At 66.2% G+C, this 15,570-nt stretch carries 13 protein-coding genes; 6 read left to right on the top strand and 7 right to left on the bottom strand.

What is annotated here, in order from left to right:
* Nucleotides 1-27 precede the first annotated feature (27 nt).
* The gene (locus QX128_RS20765) at nt 28-1,692 is read left to right on the top strand and encodes an aminotransferase class III-fold pyridoxal phosphate-dependent enzyme (RefSeq protein WP_410053169.1); all 1,665 of its coding nucleotides are present in this window, start codon (nt 28-30) and stop codon (nt 1,690-1,692) included.
* A gap of 247 nt (nt 1,693-1,939) precedes the next feature.
* Here QX128_RS20765 and QX128_RS20760 read toward each other — a convergent pair whose 3' ends face one another.
* From QX128_RS20760 to QX128_RS20750, 3 genes are all read right to left on the bottom strand, one after another.
* On the bottom strand, nt 1,940-2,572 hold the full coding sequence (locus QX128_RS20760) for a hypothetical protein (protein ID WP_316177869.1): 633 nt from the start codon (nt 2,570-2,572) through the stop codon (nt 1,940-1,942).
* Nucleotides 2,573-2,717: 145 nt separating this feature from the next.
* Nucleotides 2,718-3,407, bottom strand: a complete 690-nt coding sequence (locus QX128_RS20755; protein ID WP_315804383.1) for a class I SAM-dependent methyltransferase — start codon at nt 3,405-3,407, stop codon at nt 2,718-2,720.
* Between the two features lie 50 nt (nt 3,408-3,457).
* Nucleotides 3,458-4,513, bottom strand: coding sequence for a glycosyltransferase family 1 protein (locus QX128_RS20750; protein WP_315804382.1), 1,056 nt, complete (start codon nt 4,511-4,513; stop codon nt 3,458-3,460).
* Nucleotides 4,514-4,869: 356 nt separating this feature from the next.
* On the opposite strand from QX128_RS20750, the gene QX128_RS20745 reads away from it, so the two are divergent.
* The 4 genes from QX128_RS20745 (at nt 4,870) to QX128_RS20730 (ending at nt 9,938) form a co-directional block, all read left to right on the top strand.
* Nucleotides 4,870-5,568 carry a L,D-transpeptidase gene (locus tag QX128_RS20745; protein ID WP_316238379.1) on the top strand — a complete coding sequence of 233 codons (699 nt, stop codon included), beginning with the start codon at nt 4,870-4,872 and terminating at the stop codon, nt 5,566-5,568.
* A 244-nt stretch (nt 5,569-5,812) separates the two neighbouring features.
* Nucleotides 5,813-7,450: a DUF4403 family protein gene (locus tag QX128_RS20740; RefSeq protein ID WP_316238378.1), complete on the top strand. Its 1,638-nt coding sequence runs from the start codon at nt 5,813-5,815 to the stop codon at nt 7,448-7,450.
* Between the two features lie 316 nt (nt 7,451-7,766).
* Nucleotides 7,767-8,507, top strand: a complete 741-nt coding sequence (locus QX128_RS20735; RefSeq protein ID WP_316177862.1) for a response regulator — start codon at nt 7,767-7,769, stop codon at nt 8,505-8,507.
* Between the two features lie 24 nt (nt 8,508-8,531).
* On the top strand, nt 8,532-9,938 hold the full coding sequence (locus QX128_RS20730; protein WP_316177860.1) for an ATP-binding protein: 1,407 nt from the start codon (nt 8,532-8,534) through the stop codon (nt 9,936-9,938).
* 70 nt (nt 9,939-10,008) lie between these two features.
* Here QX128_RS20730 and QX128_RS20725 read toward each other — a convergent pair whose 3' ends face one another.
* From QX128_RS20725 to QX128_RS20710, 4 genes are all read right to left on the bottom strand, one after another.
* Nucleotides 10,009-10,545: a PRC-barrel domain-containing protein gene (locus QX128_RS20725; protein WP_316238377.1), complete on the bottom strand. Its 537-nt coding sequence runs from the start codon at nt 10,543-10,545 to the stop codon at nt 10,009-10,011.
* 472 nt (nt 10,546-11,017) lie between these two features.
* Nucleotides 11,018-12,130, bottom strand: a complete 1,113-nt coding sequence (locus QX128_RS20720; RefSeq protein ID WP_316216447.1) for an IS4 family transposase — start codon at nt 12,128-12,130, stop codon at nt 11,018-11,020.
* A 452-nt stretch (nt 12,131-12,582) separates the two neighbouring features.
* A complete protein-coding gene (locus QX128_RS20715) occupies nt 12,583-12,849 on the bottom strand; it encodes a hypothetical protein (protein ID WP_316238376.1) in 267 nt (88 codons plus the stop codon).
* A 164-nt stretch (nt 12,850-13,013) separates the two neighbouring features.
* Nucleotides 13,014-14,501 carry a hypothetical protein gene (locus tag QX128_RS20710; RefSeq protein ID WP_316238375.1) on the bottom strand — a complete coding sequence of 496 codons (1,488 nt, stop codon included), beginning with the start codon at nt 14,499-14,501 and terminating at the stop codon, nt 13,014-13,016.
* A 214-nt stretch (nt 14,502-14,715) separates the two neighbouring features.
* Here QX128_RS20710 and QX128_RS20705 point away from each other — a divergent pair, with 214 nt between their 5' ends.
* Entirely contained in the window at nt 14,716-15,507 is a 792-nt protein-coding gene (locus tag QX128_RS20705) for a lytic transglycosylase domain-containing protein (protein ID WP_316238374.1), read from the top strand.
* Nucleotides 15,508-15,570 lie beyond the last annotated feature (63 nt).

Genomic DNA, 15,570 nt, shown 5'->3' with positions numbered 1-15,570 from the left:
CAGCAGGAGTGGTTAGCGCTTTTGGACATGATGGAAAACTCGATTCCTTATGTATCGCTCGCCGTTGGCGCTGCCGTGACGGCCGCCATGGCCCCGAAGGTCAAGGCCCGCATCGAGCTGTCGCGCGCCAAGCACCGCTCGCTGGCCGGCCATTCCAAGATGTCGCGCCGGATCTCCAGGCTGATCCCGCGCTATGAGTTCGAGATCGACGACTTCTTCCGCTCCGACGGCGCGCCGCAGGCGATCGCCACGAAGCGCCAGGACGGCTTCTTCCGACTCGGCGCGTTGTTCCAGGAGAGGTTCGCCAAGAGCCGCGCGCTGACGGCGGAGGCCGCAAGCCGCATCTCCGACCTGCAGTTCACCCAGAGCTACCGGGTCCCCTTCCAGTACAGCCGTCTGGTCAAGGAGCAGCTCGGCGCCGGCTCGTTCATGCAGGCCTCCTCGGGCGTCACCCTGACCGATCTCGACGGCAACCAGTTCTACGACCTCACCGGCTCCTACGGCGTCAACATCTTCGGCTACGATTTCTACAAGGAGTGCATCGCAGCCGCCGAGCGACGCGCGAGCGCGCTCGGTCCGGTGCTCGGGCTCTATCACCCGGTCGTGGCCGACAATGTGAAGCGCCTGACCGAGCTGTCCGGCATGGACGAGGTCTCGTTCCACATGTCCGGCACCGAGGCGGTGATGCAGGCGGTGCGGCTCGCGCGCTACCACACCGGTCGCAGCCATCTGGTGCGTTTCGCCGGCGCCTATCATGGCTGGTGGGGCGACGTGCAGCCCGGCGTCGGCAATCCGATTGCGCCGCACGAGACCTACACGCTCGCCGAAATGTCCGAGCGAACCCTGCATGTCCTGCGTACCCGCCGCGACATCGCCTGCGTGCTGGTCAATCCGCTGCAGGCGCTGCATCCGAACGGCAACGCGCCTGGCGATTCCGCGCTGGTCGATTCCTCGCGCAAGGGGAAGTACGACCGCGAGGCCTACACCGCCTGGCTGAAGCAGCTGCGCGATGTCTGCACGGAACGGGGCATCGTGCTGCTGTTCGACGAGGTCTTCCTCGGCTTCCGGCTCGCGCCGGGCGGCGCACAGGAGTATTTCGGCATCACAGCCGACATGGTCACCTACGGCAAGAGCCTCGGCGGCGGACTGCCGATCGGCGTCGTCTGCGGCAAGCGCGAATTGATGCGCCGCTTCCGCGACGACCGCCCGGCCGACATCTGCTTCGCGCGCGGCACCTTCAACTCGCATCCTTACGTGATGGCGGCAATGGACGAGTTCCTGAGCCGGCTCGACAGCCCGAACTTCCGCGCCATCTATGACGGGCTGGACGAGACCTGGAACGGCCGTGCCGCGCAGCTCAACGCGGAGCTCACCGCCAAGGAGCTGCCGGTGCGCGTCTCCAATCTGCAGTCGATCTGGCTGGTCGAGTACACCGTGCCGTCGCGCTACAATTGGATGCTGCAATACTATCTGCGCGCCGAGGGCCTGGCGCTGAGCTGGGTCGGCACCGGCCGCTTCATCTTCAGCCTGAACTACACCGACGCCGATTTCGCCGAGGTGACCAGGCGCTTCGTCTCGGCGGCCGAGAAGATGAAGCAGGACGGCTGGTGGTGGAACGACGGCACACTCACCAACAAGGCGATCAAGCGCCAGATCCTGAAGGAAATGCTTGGCGCCGCGTTCGGGCGCTGAGGCCAGCGCCTCCCCCGCTTGCGAGGGAGGTCGGCGGGCTCGCAGAGCCCGACGGGTGGGGGCCGCGGCACGACGCGCTCTCACGATCAGCGGAGCAAGCCTGCCCCCTCCCCGCCCCTCCCCCGCAAGCGGGAGAGGGGGCGCACTGCCCTTGCCGCGACAGCCTGCGTTCAACATCGACAGCCCCCACAAACACCGATGCCCGGGACCGGCCCGGGCATCGCGCAACTCCGACGCATCGGTCCGATCAGGCGTGCTGCTCCTCGAGGGTCTCGCCCATCAGATGCAGGCCCGGATCGATCAACTCGCCGCGCAGCAGCGCCAGCGGCGCCGAGCGGTACTGCATGAAGTCGTTGAACGGGTCGGTGATGATCTTGGTCATCCAGACGAGGCCGGTCTCGACGTCGCGGATGAAGAACAAATGGATGGTGCGGAACAGCAGTCCGCCGATGCCGATCACCAGCCAGAGCTTGGCGGTCTCGCGGACGAACTCCATCGCCGAGGTCCAGGGCGGCAGCAGGCCGAACAGGGTCGGCTGCAGATACAGCACCACGGGGGCCGCGGCCCAGATCGACATCAGCACGACCTTGCGCTGCAGATTGTAGCCGACCTTGATCTCTTCCTTGTGCTCGTGGGTCGCCTGGTTGACGTGGTCGTAGCCCTTCGGCTCGAAGAAGAAGTGGCCCGCCTGGCGCGAGGTCATCGACACCAGCCAGCCGATCAGCGCCGAGACCAGCGGATCGAACACCATCATCACGTAGGCGATCATGAAGCTGAGCGCGCTGACAAAGTGCAGGCTCTGATTGATACGGCTGTGATGATAGTAGCGATGGTCGTCCCAGCGCTGGATCCGCAGCTGCTCCAGGAAATGCTTGATCATGGTTGCTCCGAAGTATGAGTTGCAGGTCGTGTACAGGGATTCGGTGTAGATGGTGTGACATCATCAAGATGTCACACGATCGGACGCAGTGAAACGTTTTGGACTACGGAGAACGCCGCAGCGGCGGTAGACGGTGGCCGCGGCTTCAAGCCGCGGCAGCACGCTCCAGCTTGCGGAAACGGACCAGCGAGAAATGGCCGAGCGGCGGGATCAGCCGGCGCTCGACCAGCTCCATGCGCTGCGCTCCGGCGAGCCAGCGCATGTAGCGCGACCAGCCGAATTCGGCGGTGCGGAAGCCGAGGCGGCGCACGACCGGCTGCAACGCCTGCTCGATCACGCGGCGCATGCCGGCATCGGCGCTGACACGGGTCAGGATGATCAATTCGCCGCCCGGGCGCAGGACGCGGGCGAACTCATCGAGCGCGACCTCCGGGTTCGGCACCGCGGTGACGACATATTGCGCCATCACGACGTCGAACGAATCGTCGGGGAAATCGAGCTGCTCCGCGTCCATCACCGCAAGCCCTTCGACGTTCTTCAGCCGCTGGTCGGCGACGCGGCGCATCGCCTTGCCGAGCATCGCCTCGGAGATGTCGGTGCCGAACACGCGCACATGCGGCGCATAGAGCGGCAGCGAGATGCCGGTGCCGACACCGACCTCGAGCACGCGGCCGCCGAGCTTGTTGGTGGCCGATATCGCGGCCTGGCGGCCCTTCTCGAACACGCCGCCGAACACGAGGTCGTAGATCGGCGCCCAGCGGTCATAGGCCTGCTCGACCTGCTCGCGATCGAAGTCGAGCTCCCGCGCGCCGTCGAGCTTCATGGTTTCTGCCATCGTTACATCTCACTTGGTTTGGAATTGATGGAGTGACGCAAGATCCGCCGTCAGCTGCGCACCGCGCTCTGGCCGGCCAGCACCGGGGTCGGTCGCACGACGCGGGACGGCTGCAGCACGGCGAGATTGCCGATGAACTGGCGCGCGCTGTTCTCCCAGGAGCGGTCGAGCGCGAACGCCCGGCAGGTCTCACGCGACATCGTCAGCGCCTTCAGGCACGCCGCGCGCAGATCCCAGTCGATCGCCCCGATCGGATGGTCGGCGATGACGTCGAGCGGACCGGTCACGGGGAAGGCCGCGACCGGCGTGCCGCACGCCAGCGACTCCAGCTGCACCACGCCGAACGTATCGGTCAGGCTGGGAAACACGAAGACATCGGCGGCCGCCATGTGCGCGGTCAGGTCCTTGCCGGTCTTCTCGCCGAGGAAATGCGCGGTGGGGAAGCGACGCTCGAGCTCCGCCTTCTGCGGACCGTTGCCGATCACGACCTTCGAGCCCGGCAGGTCCAGCGACAGGAACGCCTCGAGGTTCTTCTCGACCGCGACACGGCCGACGGTCATGAACACCGGGCGCGGCAAATCGAGCGTGACCGGCTCATCCGGATTGAACAGTTTCGTATCGACGCCGCGGGTCCAGAAACCCAGCTTCTTGAAGCCGCGCGACGCGAGGTCCTGCTTCAGCGAATTGGTCGCCACCATGGTCATCGCGGCCGCATCGTGGAAGCGGCGCATCACCCAGTAGCCGACGGCATCGGGAATGCCGGTGCGCACCGAGACATACTCAGGGAAGCGCGTCGTGTAGGACGTCGTGAACGGCAGGCCGTGGCGCAGGCAGTAGCGGCGCACCGCCCAGCCGATCGTGCCTTCGGTGGCGATATGGATCGCATCCGGTGCTGCGGCCTCGATGCGGCGGGCGATCTCGCGGCCGTTGGTCACGGCGAGCCGCAGGCCCGGATAGGTCGGCACGCCGAACGACGGAAAGCCTTCCGGTGTGAGGAAGGTGATGTCGGCGCCGAGGCCTGTGGCCGCGCGCGCCAGCGAGGTGAGCGTGCGCACCACGCCGTTGACCTGCGGGTGCCAGGCGTCGGTTGCGATTAAGATCCGCATAAGGCGATCCGGAAAGTTGCAGCGATTCTGAACAGCCGCAAATTCCGACATTGTTATTTCAGGCGTGTGACGTCATCGAACTGTCGAAGGGTCTTTTTGCCCGCAACTGCTGTTTTCCCCGCGATCCGTGGCCGTCCCGCGCGGGCGCTGTCGTGAAACCGTCATGAAACAAACGGTTAAGCCGACGAAACCGTTTTGCGTGCAGCGCGCAAACGCAACGAAACTTTTCTCCCCTATGAGTTGCAGCATCGGGCGTGGATCAATGCGCCGCAAAGAATGATGACAGGCAACTGATTTTGACGACGCCGGCCGAGACAAGCACGGCGCGCAACAAGCGATCAAACGAGGGGACGTCCATGGTCACGCCGGGCATAGTGCATTCGTCATCCCGCATTCTCTTTGGTGTACTCGTCGCATCCGCAATCGTGGCGGCGACGCCGACGCAGGCGGCACCTCCCGCGCCGCTCCCCTTCCCGTTCCTGCTGCCGCCGCCGATTGCGGCCTATGAGCCGCCGGCGACGGCGCCGCAACTGATCACACCGCGCGAGGACGAGGCGACCGCCTATGAGTTGCCGGCGCGGCTGCGCCGCCAGGTCGTGAGCTATTCGACTCGCGAGGCGCCGGGCACGGTCGTGATCGATACGCCTAACAAGTACCTCTACTACGTGCTCGGCAGCGGCCAGGCAATGCGCTACGGCATCGGCGTCGGCCGCGACGGCTTCACCTGGTCGGGCGTGCAGTCGGTGACCAGGAAGGCGGAATGGCCGGACTGGACGCCGCCGCCGGAGATGATCGCACGCCAGCCCTATCTGCCGCGTCACATGGCCGGCGGTCCCGGCAATCCGCTCGGCGCCCGCGCGATGTATCTCGGCGGCACCGTCTACCGCATCCACGGCACCAACGCGCCGGAGACGATCGGCACCCATGTGTCGTCGGGCTGCATCCGCCTGACCAACCAGGACGTGATCGACCTCTATTCCCGCGTCAGCGTCGGCGCCAAGGTGATCGTGCTGCCGATGGAGCGCCGCGCCGATCTCGGCCGCATGACACGCTAGCCCGCGCCGCTCGTTCCTTCCTCCGGATCCTCCCTGACTGGACCGCCGAGGCCCGAAAGCCGCGGCGGTCATTTCTTTGCGCGCATGTCGGCGTTCACCATCACGGCCGATTGATGATGATCCGCGTCACGGGCTGCCCTGGCGCGCCTCCGTCCGGCCCTGTAAGCTCGGCAATCTTGTATTAACCGCGATCTCGCCGCTTCCGGCATGGGCCGGCGTGGCAGCTGGAGTCCGTGGATCCGACATGAACCTTCCGACACCGCGACCGGATTGGCAGAGCAGGCCGCATCCGCTCGCCCCGAGAACGCAGCCTCCGCCGCGGCGCTCGCCGCCCCGGCTGCGGCTGATCCTGATCGGCGCCGCCGGCCTTGCCGCCATCGTGCTGGTCGGCATCATCATCGTGGAGGTGTTTCTGTTCTCGGGCAGCACGCCGGCGCCGCAGCTGACCCAACTGCCGCCGCTGCCGCCGGCCACGCGCAATTCGATCATCATGACGCCGGTCTCGATCTCGCTCGGCGCGATTCGCGACGCCGCCGAAAAGGCCACGCCGCGCAATTTCTCCGGCAAGGCCGACAATCCCGTCAACCAGATCCTGCAGAATGCCGACATCGGCTGGACCGTCACCCGCGGCCCCATCGCCGCCACCGGTACCCAGGACACTCTGTCGCTGGCGACGCCGCTCTCGGGCCGGCTGAACGTCACCGGATCGCTGTCTGCCAAAGCAACCGGCGCGCTCGGCGACGCCATCGGCGGCCTGCTCGGCTCGGATGCGGCCAAGCAGATCGGCGGCATCAACATCAAGAATCTGAACGCCACCGCCGACATCAAGGGCAACGTGCTGATCGCGATGCGGCCGCGGCTGGCCGCCGCCTGGTATGTCGAGCCGAACTTCACCGCCCAGGTCAATCTCGGCGACACCGCGCTGACCGTCGCCGGCGCCCGCGTCAACGTGCCCGCGCAGATGAAGCCGGTCATCGACAAGACCGTCAACGACCAGCTCAGCGCGCTCAGCGACAGGCTGCGCAAGGACCCGACCGTGCGGCGCGTGGCGCAGGCGCAGTGGGCCCGCGCCTGCCGCTCGGTGCCGCTTCAGGGCACCACGCCGGGACTGCCCGCGGTCTGGCTCGAGATCAAGCCGACACGGGCGCTGGCCGCGCAGCCCGCGATCGATGCCAACGCCGTCAGCGTCACCATGGGAATCGAAGCGGAGACCCGGGTCACGGCCGCCGAGACCAAGCCGGAGTGTCCGTTCCCGGACAAGATCACGATCATTCCACCCACCGCCGGCGCCATCAACGTCGCGGTTCCGATCGACGTCCCGTTCACCGAGCTCAGCAAGCTCGTCGACTCGCAGCTCGCCGGGCGGACGTTCCCCGAGGACGGCTCCGGCCCGGTCGCCGTCACGGTGAAGCACGCGACCGTCGTGCCCTCGGGCAACCGGCTGCTGATCTCGCTGCAGGTGAAGGGCAAGGAGAAGGAGAGCTTCTTCGGCCTCGGCGCCGACGCGACCGTGCACATCTGGGGACGCCCCATGGTCGATCAGGCGCAGCAGATCCTGCGGCTGTCGGACCTGCAGCTCGCCGTCGAATCCGACGCGGCGTTCGGCCTGCTCGGCGCCGCCGCGCGCGCCGTGGTGCCGCATCTGCAGCGCGCGCTGCTGGAACGTTCGGTGGTCGATCTCAAGCCTTTCGCCGACAACGTCCGCGACAAGATCGCGACCGCGGTCGCCGAGCTGCAGAAGAACGAGAACGGCATCCGCGTCGATACCGACATCAACAACCTCGCTTTGACCGACATCGCCTTCGACGCCACCGTGCTGCGCGTGATCGCCTCGGCGGAGGGCACGATGTCGGTCCGAGTCAATACGTTGCCGGGACTGTGACGGGCCGTTTCGGAACGCCGCATCCCGGCGCTGCGCGCCTTCGGACCGTGCAACGACCGCAACGATTCAATCGGGCCTGACCTCGTCTGCGGCCACTCACGAACGTCCGTACCGTTTCCGGTAACCCGATGCAGCCGCATCGCGCGAGCGTGCTGCGGCCTCGAGGCCATACGTTTCGCGAGGCTTGACGCGCCCTCACGGAAGCCGCAACACGGCGCAGGAAGAGATTGTCGGGCCTTGTCCGCGCGCCCGTCGCAGGAAACATTCCGTAACAAAATTCTTCGCAAAACGCCGCGATTCTAGGTCACTTGTCGGTATGGCCCAGACACAACCACACATTCTTGTCGTCGAGGACGACCGCGAGACGCGGACGCTGATCGCGAAATATCTGCGCAACAATGCCTGCAACGTGACCACCGCGACCGACGGCCGCGAGATGACCCGCATCATGGGCGACCACCGTGTCGATCTCCTGATCCTCGACGTCATGCTGCCCGGCGAGGACGGCCTGACCTTGTGCCGCAAGCTGCGCGCGGAATCGCAAGTGCCGATCATCATGCTCACCGCGCGCGGCGAGGACGTCGACCGCATCCTCGGACTGGAGATGGGCGCCGACGACTATCTGCCAAAGCCGTTCAATCCGCGCGAGCTGCTCGCCCGCATCAACGCGGTGCTGCGCCGGCAGGCGGCCGCGATGACGGCGAGCGCAACCGAAGGCGCGACCGCGCTGAGCTTCCTCGGCTGGACGATCGACTTCCGGCTCCGCGAACTACGCAATCCCGAAGGCGCGCGCGTCGCGATGACGAGCGCGGAATTCGATCTGCTCCGCACCTTCTGCGAGCGGCCGGGCCGCGTGCTGTCGCGCGACAGCCTGCTCGACCTGACGCAGGGCCGCAACGCCGGCTCGTTCGAGCGCTCGATCGACGTGCTGGTCAGCCGCATCCGCCGCAAGATCGAGCCGGACCCGCAGGAGGCCACCATGATCAAGACCGTGCGCTCCGGCGGCTACATGTTCACGCCCGTCGTCGAGGTGGTGACCGGCCCGCAAAGCCATTGACCGGCCGGATCGAATGGCGATGTCATGATGTCGTTCGGCTTTCTCAACCTCAAGGGAATCCGCGGCCAGATCACGGCGCTGGTGGCCATTTCGATCGTGGCGCTCCATGCCATTATCACGGCGACGTTCCTGATCTATCGCGCCGAGCAGCCCGACCCCGAAAACGAAGTCGGGCCGTTTCAGCTCGCGACCGCCATCCGCATTCTTGGACGCGCGCCCGCTGCCGAACGGCCGCGACTGATCTCCGACATTGCCCGCGCCTATCCCGAGTTCGAGCTCAAGCCTCACGCGGGACCTCTGCCGGATGGCCGCCGGCGCGAGCCGGCCGGCCCCGACGTCGAGGCCGGGACCGGTGGCGACGAGCGCCACCCGGCGCCTCAGGAGATGGCCGACGGACGGCCTCACGGTCCAGGCGGCTTTCGCGGCCTTGGCCCCGGCTATCGCATCTTCATGCCGCCGCCCGGCTCCCAGACGCGCACCGTCGTCTTCGCCCTTCCCGACGGCAACATGGTCTCTGCGCGGATGGCCGACCGGCCACACCGGCCACCGTTCTGGGGCGCCCCATGGCTGACGACGATCATGTTCGCGCTGATCAGCACGACACTGCTCGGCCTGTGGGCGGCCCGTGCGCTGACCTCACCGCTGTCGAGCTTCGCGAAGGCTGCCGAGAGCTTCAGCCTCGATGGCGATGCCACTGCCCTGCCCGAGCGCGGACCGGAAGAGATCCGGTCGCTGGCGCGCGCCCTGAACCGGATGCGCCAACGCATCACGGCGCTGATGAACGACCGGACCAAGATGCTGGCGGCCATCAGCCACGATCTGCGGACACCGCTGACCCGCATGCGGCTGCGCTGTGAGTTCGTCGAGGACGAACTGCAGCGCAATCGCATGCTGGCCGATCTCGATCAGATGCATGCGATGCTGGGCTCGGTGCTGTCATTCCTGCGCAACGGCCGCAAGCTCGAGCCGATGACGCTGGTCGATATCGCGAGCATCCTGCAGCTCGTCGCCGACCAGTTCGCCGATGTCGGCCACAGCGTCACCTATGTCGGCCCGGCGCACGCGATGGCAACGGTGCGGCCCGACGACCTGATGCGTTCGGTCACCAACCTGGTCGAGAACGCCGTGAAGTACGGCAAGGAAACCGTGATCAGACTGTCGGCGTCTGGGAAGTGCCTGACGATCGACGTGGAGGATGACGGACCGGGGATCGCCGATGCGCGCAAGCCCGACATGCTGGAGCCGTTCGTGCGCGGCGACGATGCCCGCAACATGGACGAGGCCACCGGGTTCGGCCTGGGCCTCTCGATCGCGAAGGCGATCGTCCAGGCGCATGGCGGCGAGCTGTCATTGCACGATCGCAAGCCGCGCGGGCTGATCGCCCGCATCGAGCTGCCGCTCGGCCAGACCACCTTGCGCCCCGCAGCATGACGCGCGAACGCGCCCGGACGGATCCGGGCGCGCCGCGATCGAGACGATCGACTAATCGTCTGTGACGCCGTTACTCCGAGTACTTGAACTCGGGCATCGCCTTGAGCTGGTCCTTGGTCGCGTTGATCATCGCATGGTCGGGATACCAGCGGTTCTTCGAGCTCATCGACGAGGACGACGTGCCGGTGGCGGCACCGGTCGTCGTGGTCGAAGCCGGCGGGTTGGTCGACGAGGTCGTGCCAGAAGCCGGAGCGTTGGAAGCCGTGGTCGACTGCACCGGCTGATCCGAGAACTTCACCTGGTCGAAAGAGACCGCGACGAGGTGCTCGCCCATGCCGAGGAAGCCGCCGACGCCGATCACGACGCCCTTGACCGCGCCGCTCTTGTCGACCAGCAGGTCGTCGATCGAGCCGACGTTCTCGTTGTTGTTGTTGTAGACCTTGACGCCGACGAGCTTCGAGCTGCGCCAGTCGCCCTGATAGGACGCAGCGGTGGTGTTGCTCTTGATCGTGGTGCTGGTCGTGGTGGTGGTGCTCTCCGCAGCGAAGGCGGCGGTCGCGAGCAGCAGGGAACCGGCGAGGCCGGCCGCAACAGTCTTCATCACCATGTGGTGTCTCCTCTCAGTGAATGGTGACGAGAGAACGGCAATGGACAGTCGGCGTTCCCAGGGAACCACGATTTCGTCACGCTGCGCGACAAGCGGTCTCACTGCGACGCGGAAGTGTTAGTTTGTGACGGTTCGGGTGGACATGGCTGACGTCGTCAGTACGGTATGACGCAGGTGCGTGGAGCTTGTTAGCTGCTGACCGCGGTGACGGTCGGCTCCCTCTCCCTGTTCTTACGGGGAGAGGGTTGGGGTGAGGGGCAGCCGCACCGGTGGTGGGCATGGTGAGACCTGTCCCCCCCATTGGCGCTAACTTACCAAATTAACGCTTGGTATTCTCGTTTTCTTGGCGGCTCTCGGAGATGGCGTTGAATGTTCCGCGCAGCGGCCCGCAACGTTTGCACGTCGGGTTTGGGGATGACGGCGTCGACGAGGGCCTCGACGATCAAGCGCAATAGGCGCCAGACGCCGTTCTTCACGCGGCCTCCCGGCGGGGAGAGTCACCGAGATGTTCCGCGATGAGCGGCTCGGTCAGCAGCGCCAGCAGAAGATGACAGAGGATGTGCGCTCTCGCACTCCTGGGATCCTCGCCCGGTGGTCGCGCGAGGCCGATACTGCTCTTGAGATGCTTGAAGGCGATCTCGATGCGCCACCGCAATCGATAGAGGCTGCTGATTGCTGGAAGTGGATATTCATCGCGATCGAGCGAGGTGATGATGATGACCCATTCGGCCGCGACCAACGTCTCGGGCTGCAGCTTGCGGCCCATGTCTCGTGCCCGGCGCGTGATCTTTTCGATCGTGGCATCGCGCGCCTGCTTCGGCTTTCGGATCGCCACCAGACGTAATGCGATAGGCTCTTTCGCCGAAGCCTTGATCCAGACGGGCCGATCAACCAGTCCCTTGCCACGCGACTTTTTTAGCAGAGCAATGAGATCGAGACGGTTCGCGTCGGCGTCGAGCCAACGAGCGCCATTCCATTTGGCGCGCACTACGATATCAGCGCTTTCAGCAAGCACCTTGGCGACCCGATCGGGCTGCAGATAGGCACGATCGCCGACGCGAATTTCGCCCGGCACGACACCGGCGCGATCGATGACCTCGCCCTCGCTCTCATCCGTCAGTTCGAAGGCGGTAAAGCGTTCGCTCGCCAGATCGAAAGCTGAATGTATCCGCCATACGCCGCCGGATTCGCGATCATTGCGGCCGGCTTTTGCCACCGCCGTGGCATCCACAAGACGGACCGGTCGGCCTTTCGCCGCGGCCAGGCAGGTCTCACCTGCGCTCCCAACGAGCAGCCGGCTGACCAGTTGTTCGAGCCAATCCGCCGAGTTGCGTAGCCGCTTGAGAAGCGCGACATTCGACAATGAAGCAAGTCCCATCGCCTCAGCCCATGCGGCGGTCAATCGCAGCCCGCGCGTCCCCCAACAATACGCGAGCACCAGCCGCAGCTGATCCACGGCACATTCGACCTTGCGGGCTCGTTTGAAAGCCCCAAATTCCCGAGCCTCATGCTCAAGCAGGTCAGCGCCGCCCAACCGAGCGATAGTGCGCAGCCATTCGGCGTTCGAAAGCGATTCGTCAGTCACTCGACCGAGGAATCATCCATTTCCGGCAGCAAAATGGTAAGTTAGCGCCAATGCCTGTCCCCCCTCACCCGGATTGCATCTTCGATGCAATCCGACCTCTCCCCGCTTGCGGCAGGGCGATCGCATATGGTGAAAGAGGCTGGGCGCGCCGTCTTTTCGCGACCATCCTTCGAGACGCCCGCCTTCGGCGGGCTCCTCAGGATGAGGGCCTTTCTCCGCCGCAAAGCTGTTGAACCTCATGGTGAGGAGCGTCGCTCTTGCGACGCGTCTCGAACCATGAGGCCATGAAGGTTCCGCCCAGGAAAACCATATGCGATCGCCCAGCCGCAAGCGGGGAGAGGTCGAGCGGAGCAAGCCGCAATCGCCGTGCTCACATCGGCATCAACCGATAGACCATCTGTTCAGCATTCCGTCCAAGCCAATTGAATTGCTCGGCTGCGGGACGCCTGCCCCTACGCCGCCATCGCGCCGTCCTGATCGACGGACTCGGCATAGAAGGCGATGGTTTCGTACCGATAGTCGCAGAGGCGGCAGTGCCAGAGATAGGCGGTGCGGCGGCCGTCCTTTTCGACCCAGGACGGCAATGCGATCGCCTCGCCACATTGGGCGCAGGGATTGTTTCGCGGCAGATCCACGACGCGAACCGTGGATGGCGTCGCGTCGATGTCGAATGAACGGTCAATGCGGGGTGAATGATCGTCGGCTGCCTTCACGGCCATGACGCGCTCCCTCTCTGTTCAGTCTTCTTGAATGAGTCAGGTTGAATGAGTCAGGCATGCTGTCGAACTGACGGCCGCGATCTTACCCGCGCGGCGGCGGATTTGCACGCGCCGGGATGCCGCGCGACATCCAACCTCACGCGGATGGGATCGACGTCTTTGATTCAATTGCCGTCGGAGGTGACCGCCGGTTCCGCGACATGGCGGGCGCCCGCCTTGCGCAGATGGATGGTGGCGATGTCGTCGGCATAGACCTTCTGCCAGCCGTCGACGTGATCGAGCAGCTTGGTCGCAGCACTCTGGGTGCGCAGCAGGGTCGCCTCGATGTCGTAGTCCTTGAGCAGGCGGAACAGATTATCCGGCTCCATCAGGCCGGAGGCGGCATTGTGGTCGACGAAGAATTTTTCGCCGTAGAGCTCGGTGCGGCCGTCGATGAACGGCGCGACACCGGCCGAGATCAGGTAGCCGCCGAAATCATAGTCGTTGAGGACCCGCGTGAGGTTGAGCTTCTTCAGCTCGGTCACGGCCGCGACGGGGGTGCCGCGCATGTTCGGCGCGTAGTTCAGGATCGCGGCCGACGCGATGGTGCCGGCGCCGAGCGCGAGCATCACTGCCGCCGTCAGCGCCGCGCCCGGCGCGCGCGCCTGCGGCAGCACGGGCGACGCACCCGCCTGCCGCGCCAGCGGCGCGGCGAGCACCAGCGGGCCCACCAGCGCCAGGATCTCCGCCGCGCGCGCCTGCGCCAGCGCCATGTGCAGCAGGCCGAGCAGCATCATGATGCGCACGGGCGGCAACTTGAGGCCATGGAACAGCGCGAACCCGATGGCGATCAGCAGGCAGATCTCGAACGGACCGAGCCCCTGGAAATCGGTCGCCTTCCATTCCACGATCAGCGGCAGCGCCTGACCCAGCGAGAGGATCTTCTGCGACGCCAGCAGCGCATTCCAGCCATAGGGCGTGCAGCAGCTCGCCACCAGCGCGAGCGCTGCAAACCCGGCCCAGCGCAGCGCGAGGCTACGGCGGGCCGAGGCATCGGCATTGACCAGCGCGTCGAGCGCGGCGGGCGCGATGAAAAACAGGCCGAACACGAATCCGCCATGCAGATTGGCCCACAGCGCAATCAGCAGCACCAGCAGCCATGGCGGCGCGGCCTTGCGATCGGCGGCATCGACAAGTCCGGCGATCCAGGCCACCAGGATCGGAAACGCCAGCACATGCGGCCGCGCCAGCAGATGCGGCAGGCAGAGCAGGAACGCCGCGACCACGAACACCAATGTCGTGGCGTCGCGCAGATGCCGGCTGAGGGCGCGCGCCAACAGCGCGAAGGACAGCGCGGTCGCCGAGGCCGCCAGCACCACCGGCCCGGTCCAGCCGGCGAACCTGTAAGCGGCGGCATAGGCGACCTGCGCCAGCCACTGCGTGGAGATCCAGGGCGCGCCGCGCATGGTGAAGGAATAGACGTCGACCTCGGGCACCGCGCGGTGGTCGATGATCCACTGCCCCACCGTGATCTGCCACAGCGTGTCGGGATCGTTGAGCAGCCGGTTGCCGGAGATCAGCAGCAGCGCATAGACGCCGGCGCCGACCCATAGTGGCAGCAGCGCCTGCGTGCGCCCGGCGGTCGCTTCGGTGTGGGTGACAGACAGCGTCATCGCGGCAGGGCCCCGTTGGCGGAATTGCTCCGCCAGCCAAGCATGCACGGCATAATTCGCGGTAAACCGCCGGCGCATCCGCACTCGCCCGGCGCCGTCGCCCCATTATTGCCACATTATCGCCCGGCGTTCGCGCCAATTACGGTGTGCAAAGTGTAAAGCGCGTGCTGGGGGGCTGCTCGGCATGCGTGTGGTTCCCGGGGGATCCTGACACATGAGACGTCTTGTGCTGACGGCCTGCATTGCAGGCTTCGCGATGGCTGGTCCCGTGCCGTTCGCAATGGCTGCCGATGATGCGAGCACCGCATCGGACAATGCAGCCAAGCCGAAGGCCGGCAAGGTCAAGCTCGCCCATGTCCGCTCCGACGGCACCAGGGAGCTGGCCGCACGCAGCGCGGTGACCAAGGCCGCGCGCGAGGTCGAGGCGATCGAGGCCGTCAGCAGCGCCGACACCTCGCCGCCGATGGACGCCAATGCCTCAGCGCCCGCCGACACCGACGCCATCCCGGCCGCTGCGGCCGAGCCCCGCGACGCCGAGCGCAGGGCGGCCGAGACCAAGCCGCGCCACATCGACACCGGCCATCCGCACATCGACGCGCTGGTGGCGGTGCACGCCGCCGCCAACAACATTCCGGAATCGCTGATCCACCGCGTCATCGTGCGCGAGAGCAAATACCAGAAGGACCTGGTCGGCCGCTGCGGCTGCATCGGCCTGATGCAGATCAAGCTCGGCACCGCGCGCGGCCTCGGCTACACCGGCGACGCGCAGGGCCTGCACGATCCGAACACCAATCTCACCTATGGCGTGCGCTATCTCGCCGGCGCCTACCGCGCCGCCCGCGGCGACCACGACCGCGCCGTGCTCTACTTCGCCAGGGGCTACTACGAGGAGGCCAAGCGGCAGCGCCTGGCTGACGCGCAGCCCGCCGGCCGCTCCGAGCGGACGAGCGGCCCGCTCGACATCACCCCGAAAATCGCGACCGGCCGCCGCGCCCGCGCGCACTGATTGCGCTTGGTTCCTCACCGCCCCAAACTGTCTTTCCGTGACACTCCGTTGACACGGGGCCGT

Source organism: Bradyrhizobium sp. SZCCHNR1015 (assembly GCF_032489875.1).
GTDB lineage: Bacteria > Pseudomonadota > Alphaproteobacteria > Rhizobiales > Xanthobacteraceae > Bradyrhizobium.
Note: the sequence above shows the minus strand (reverse complement) of the source record. Positions and strands in the feature narration are given on the sequence as shown.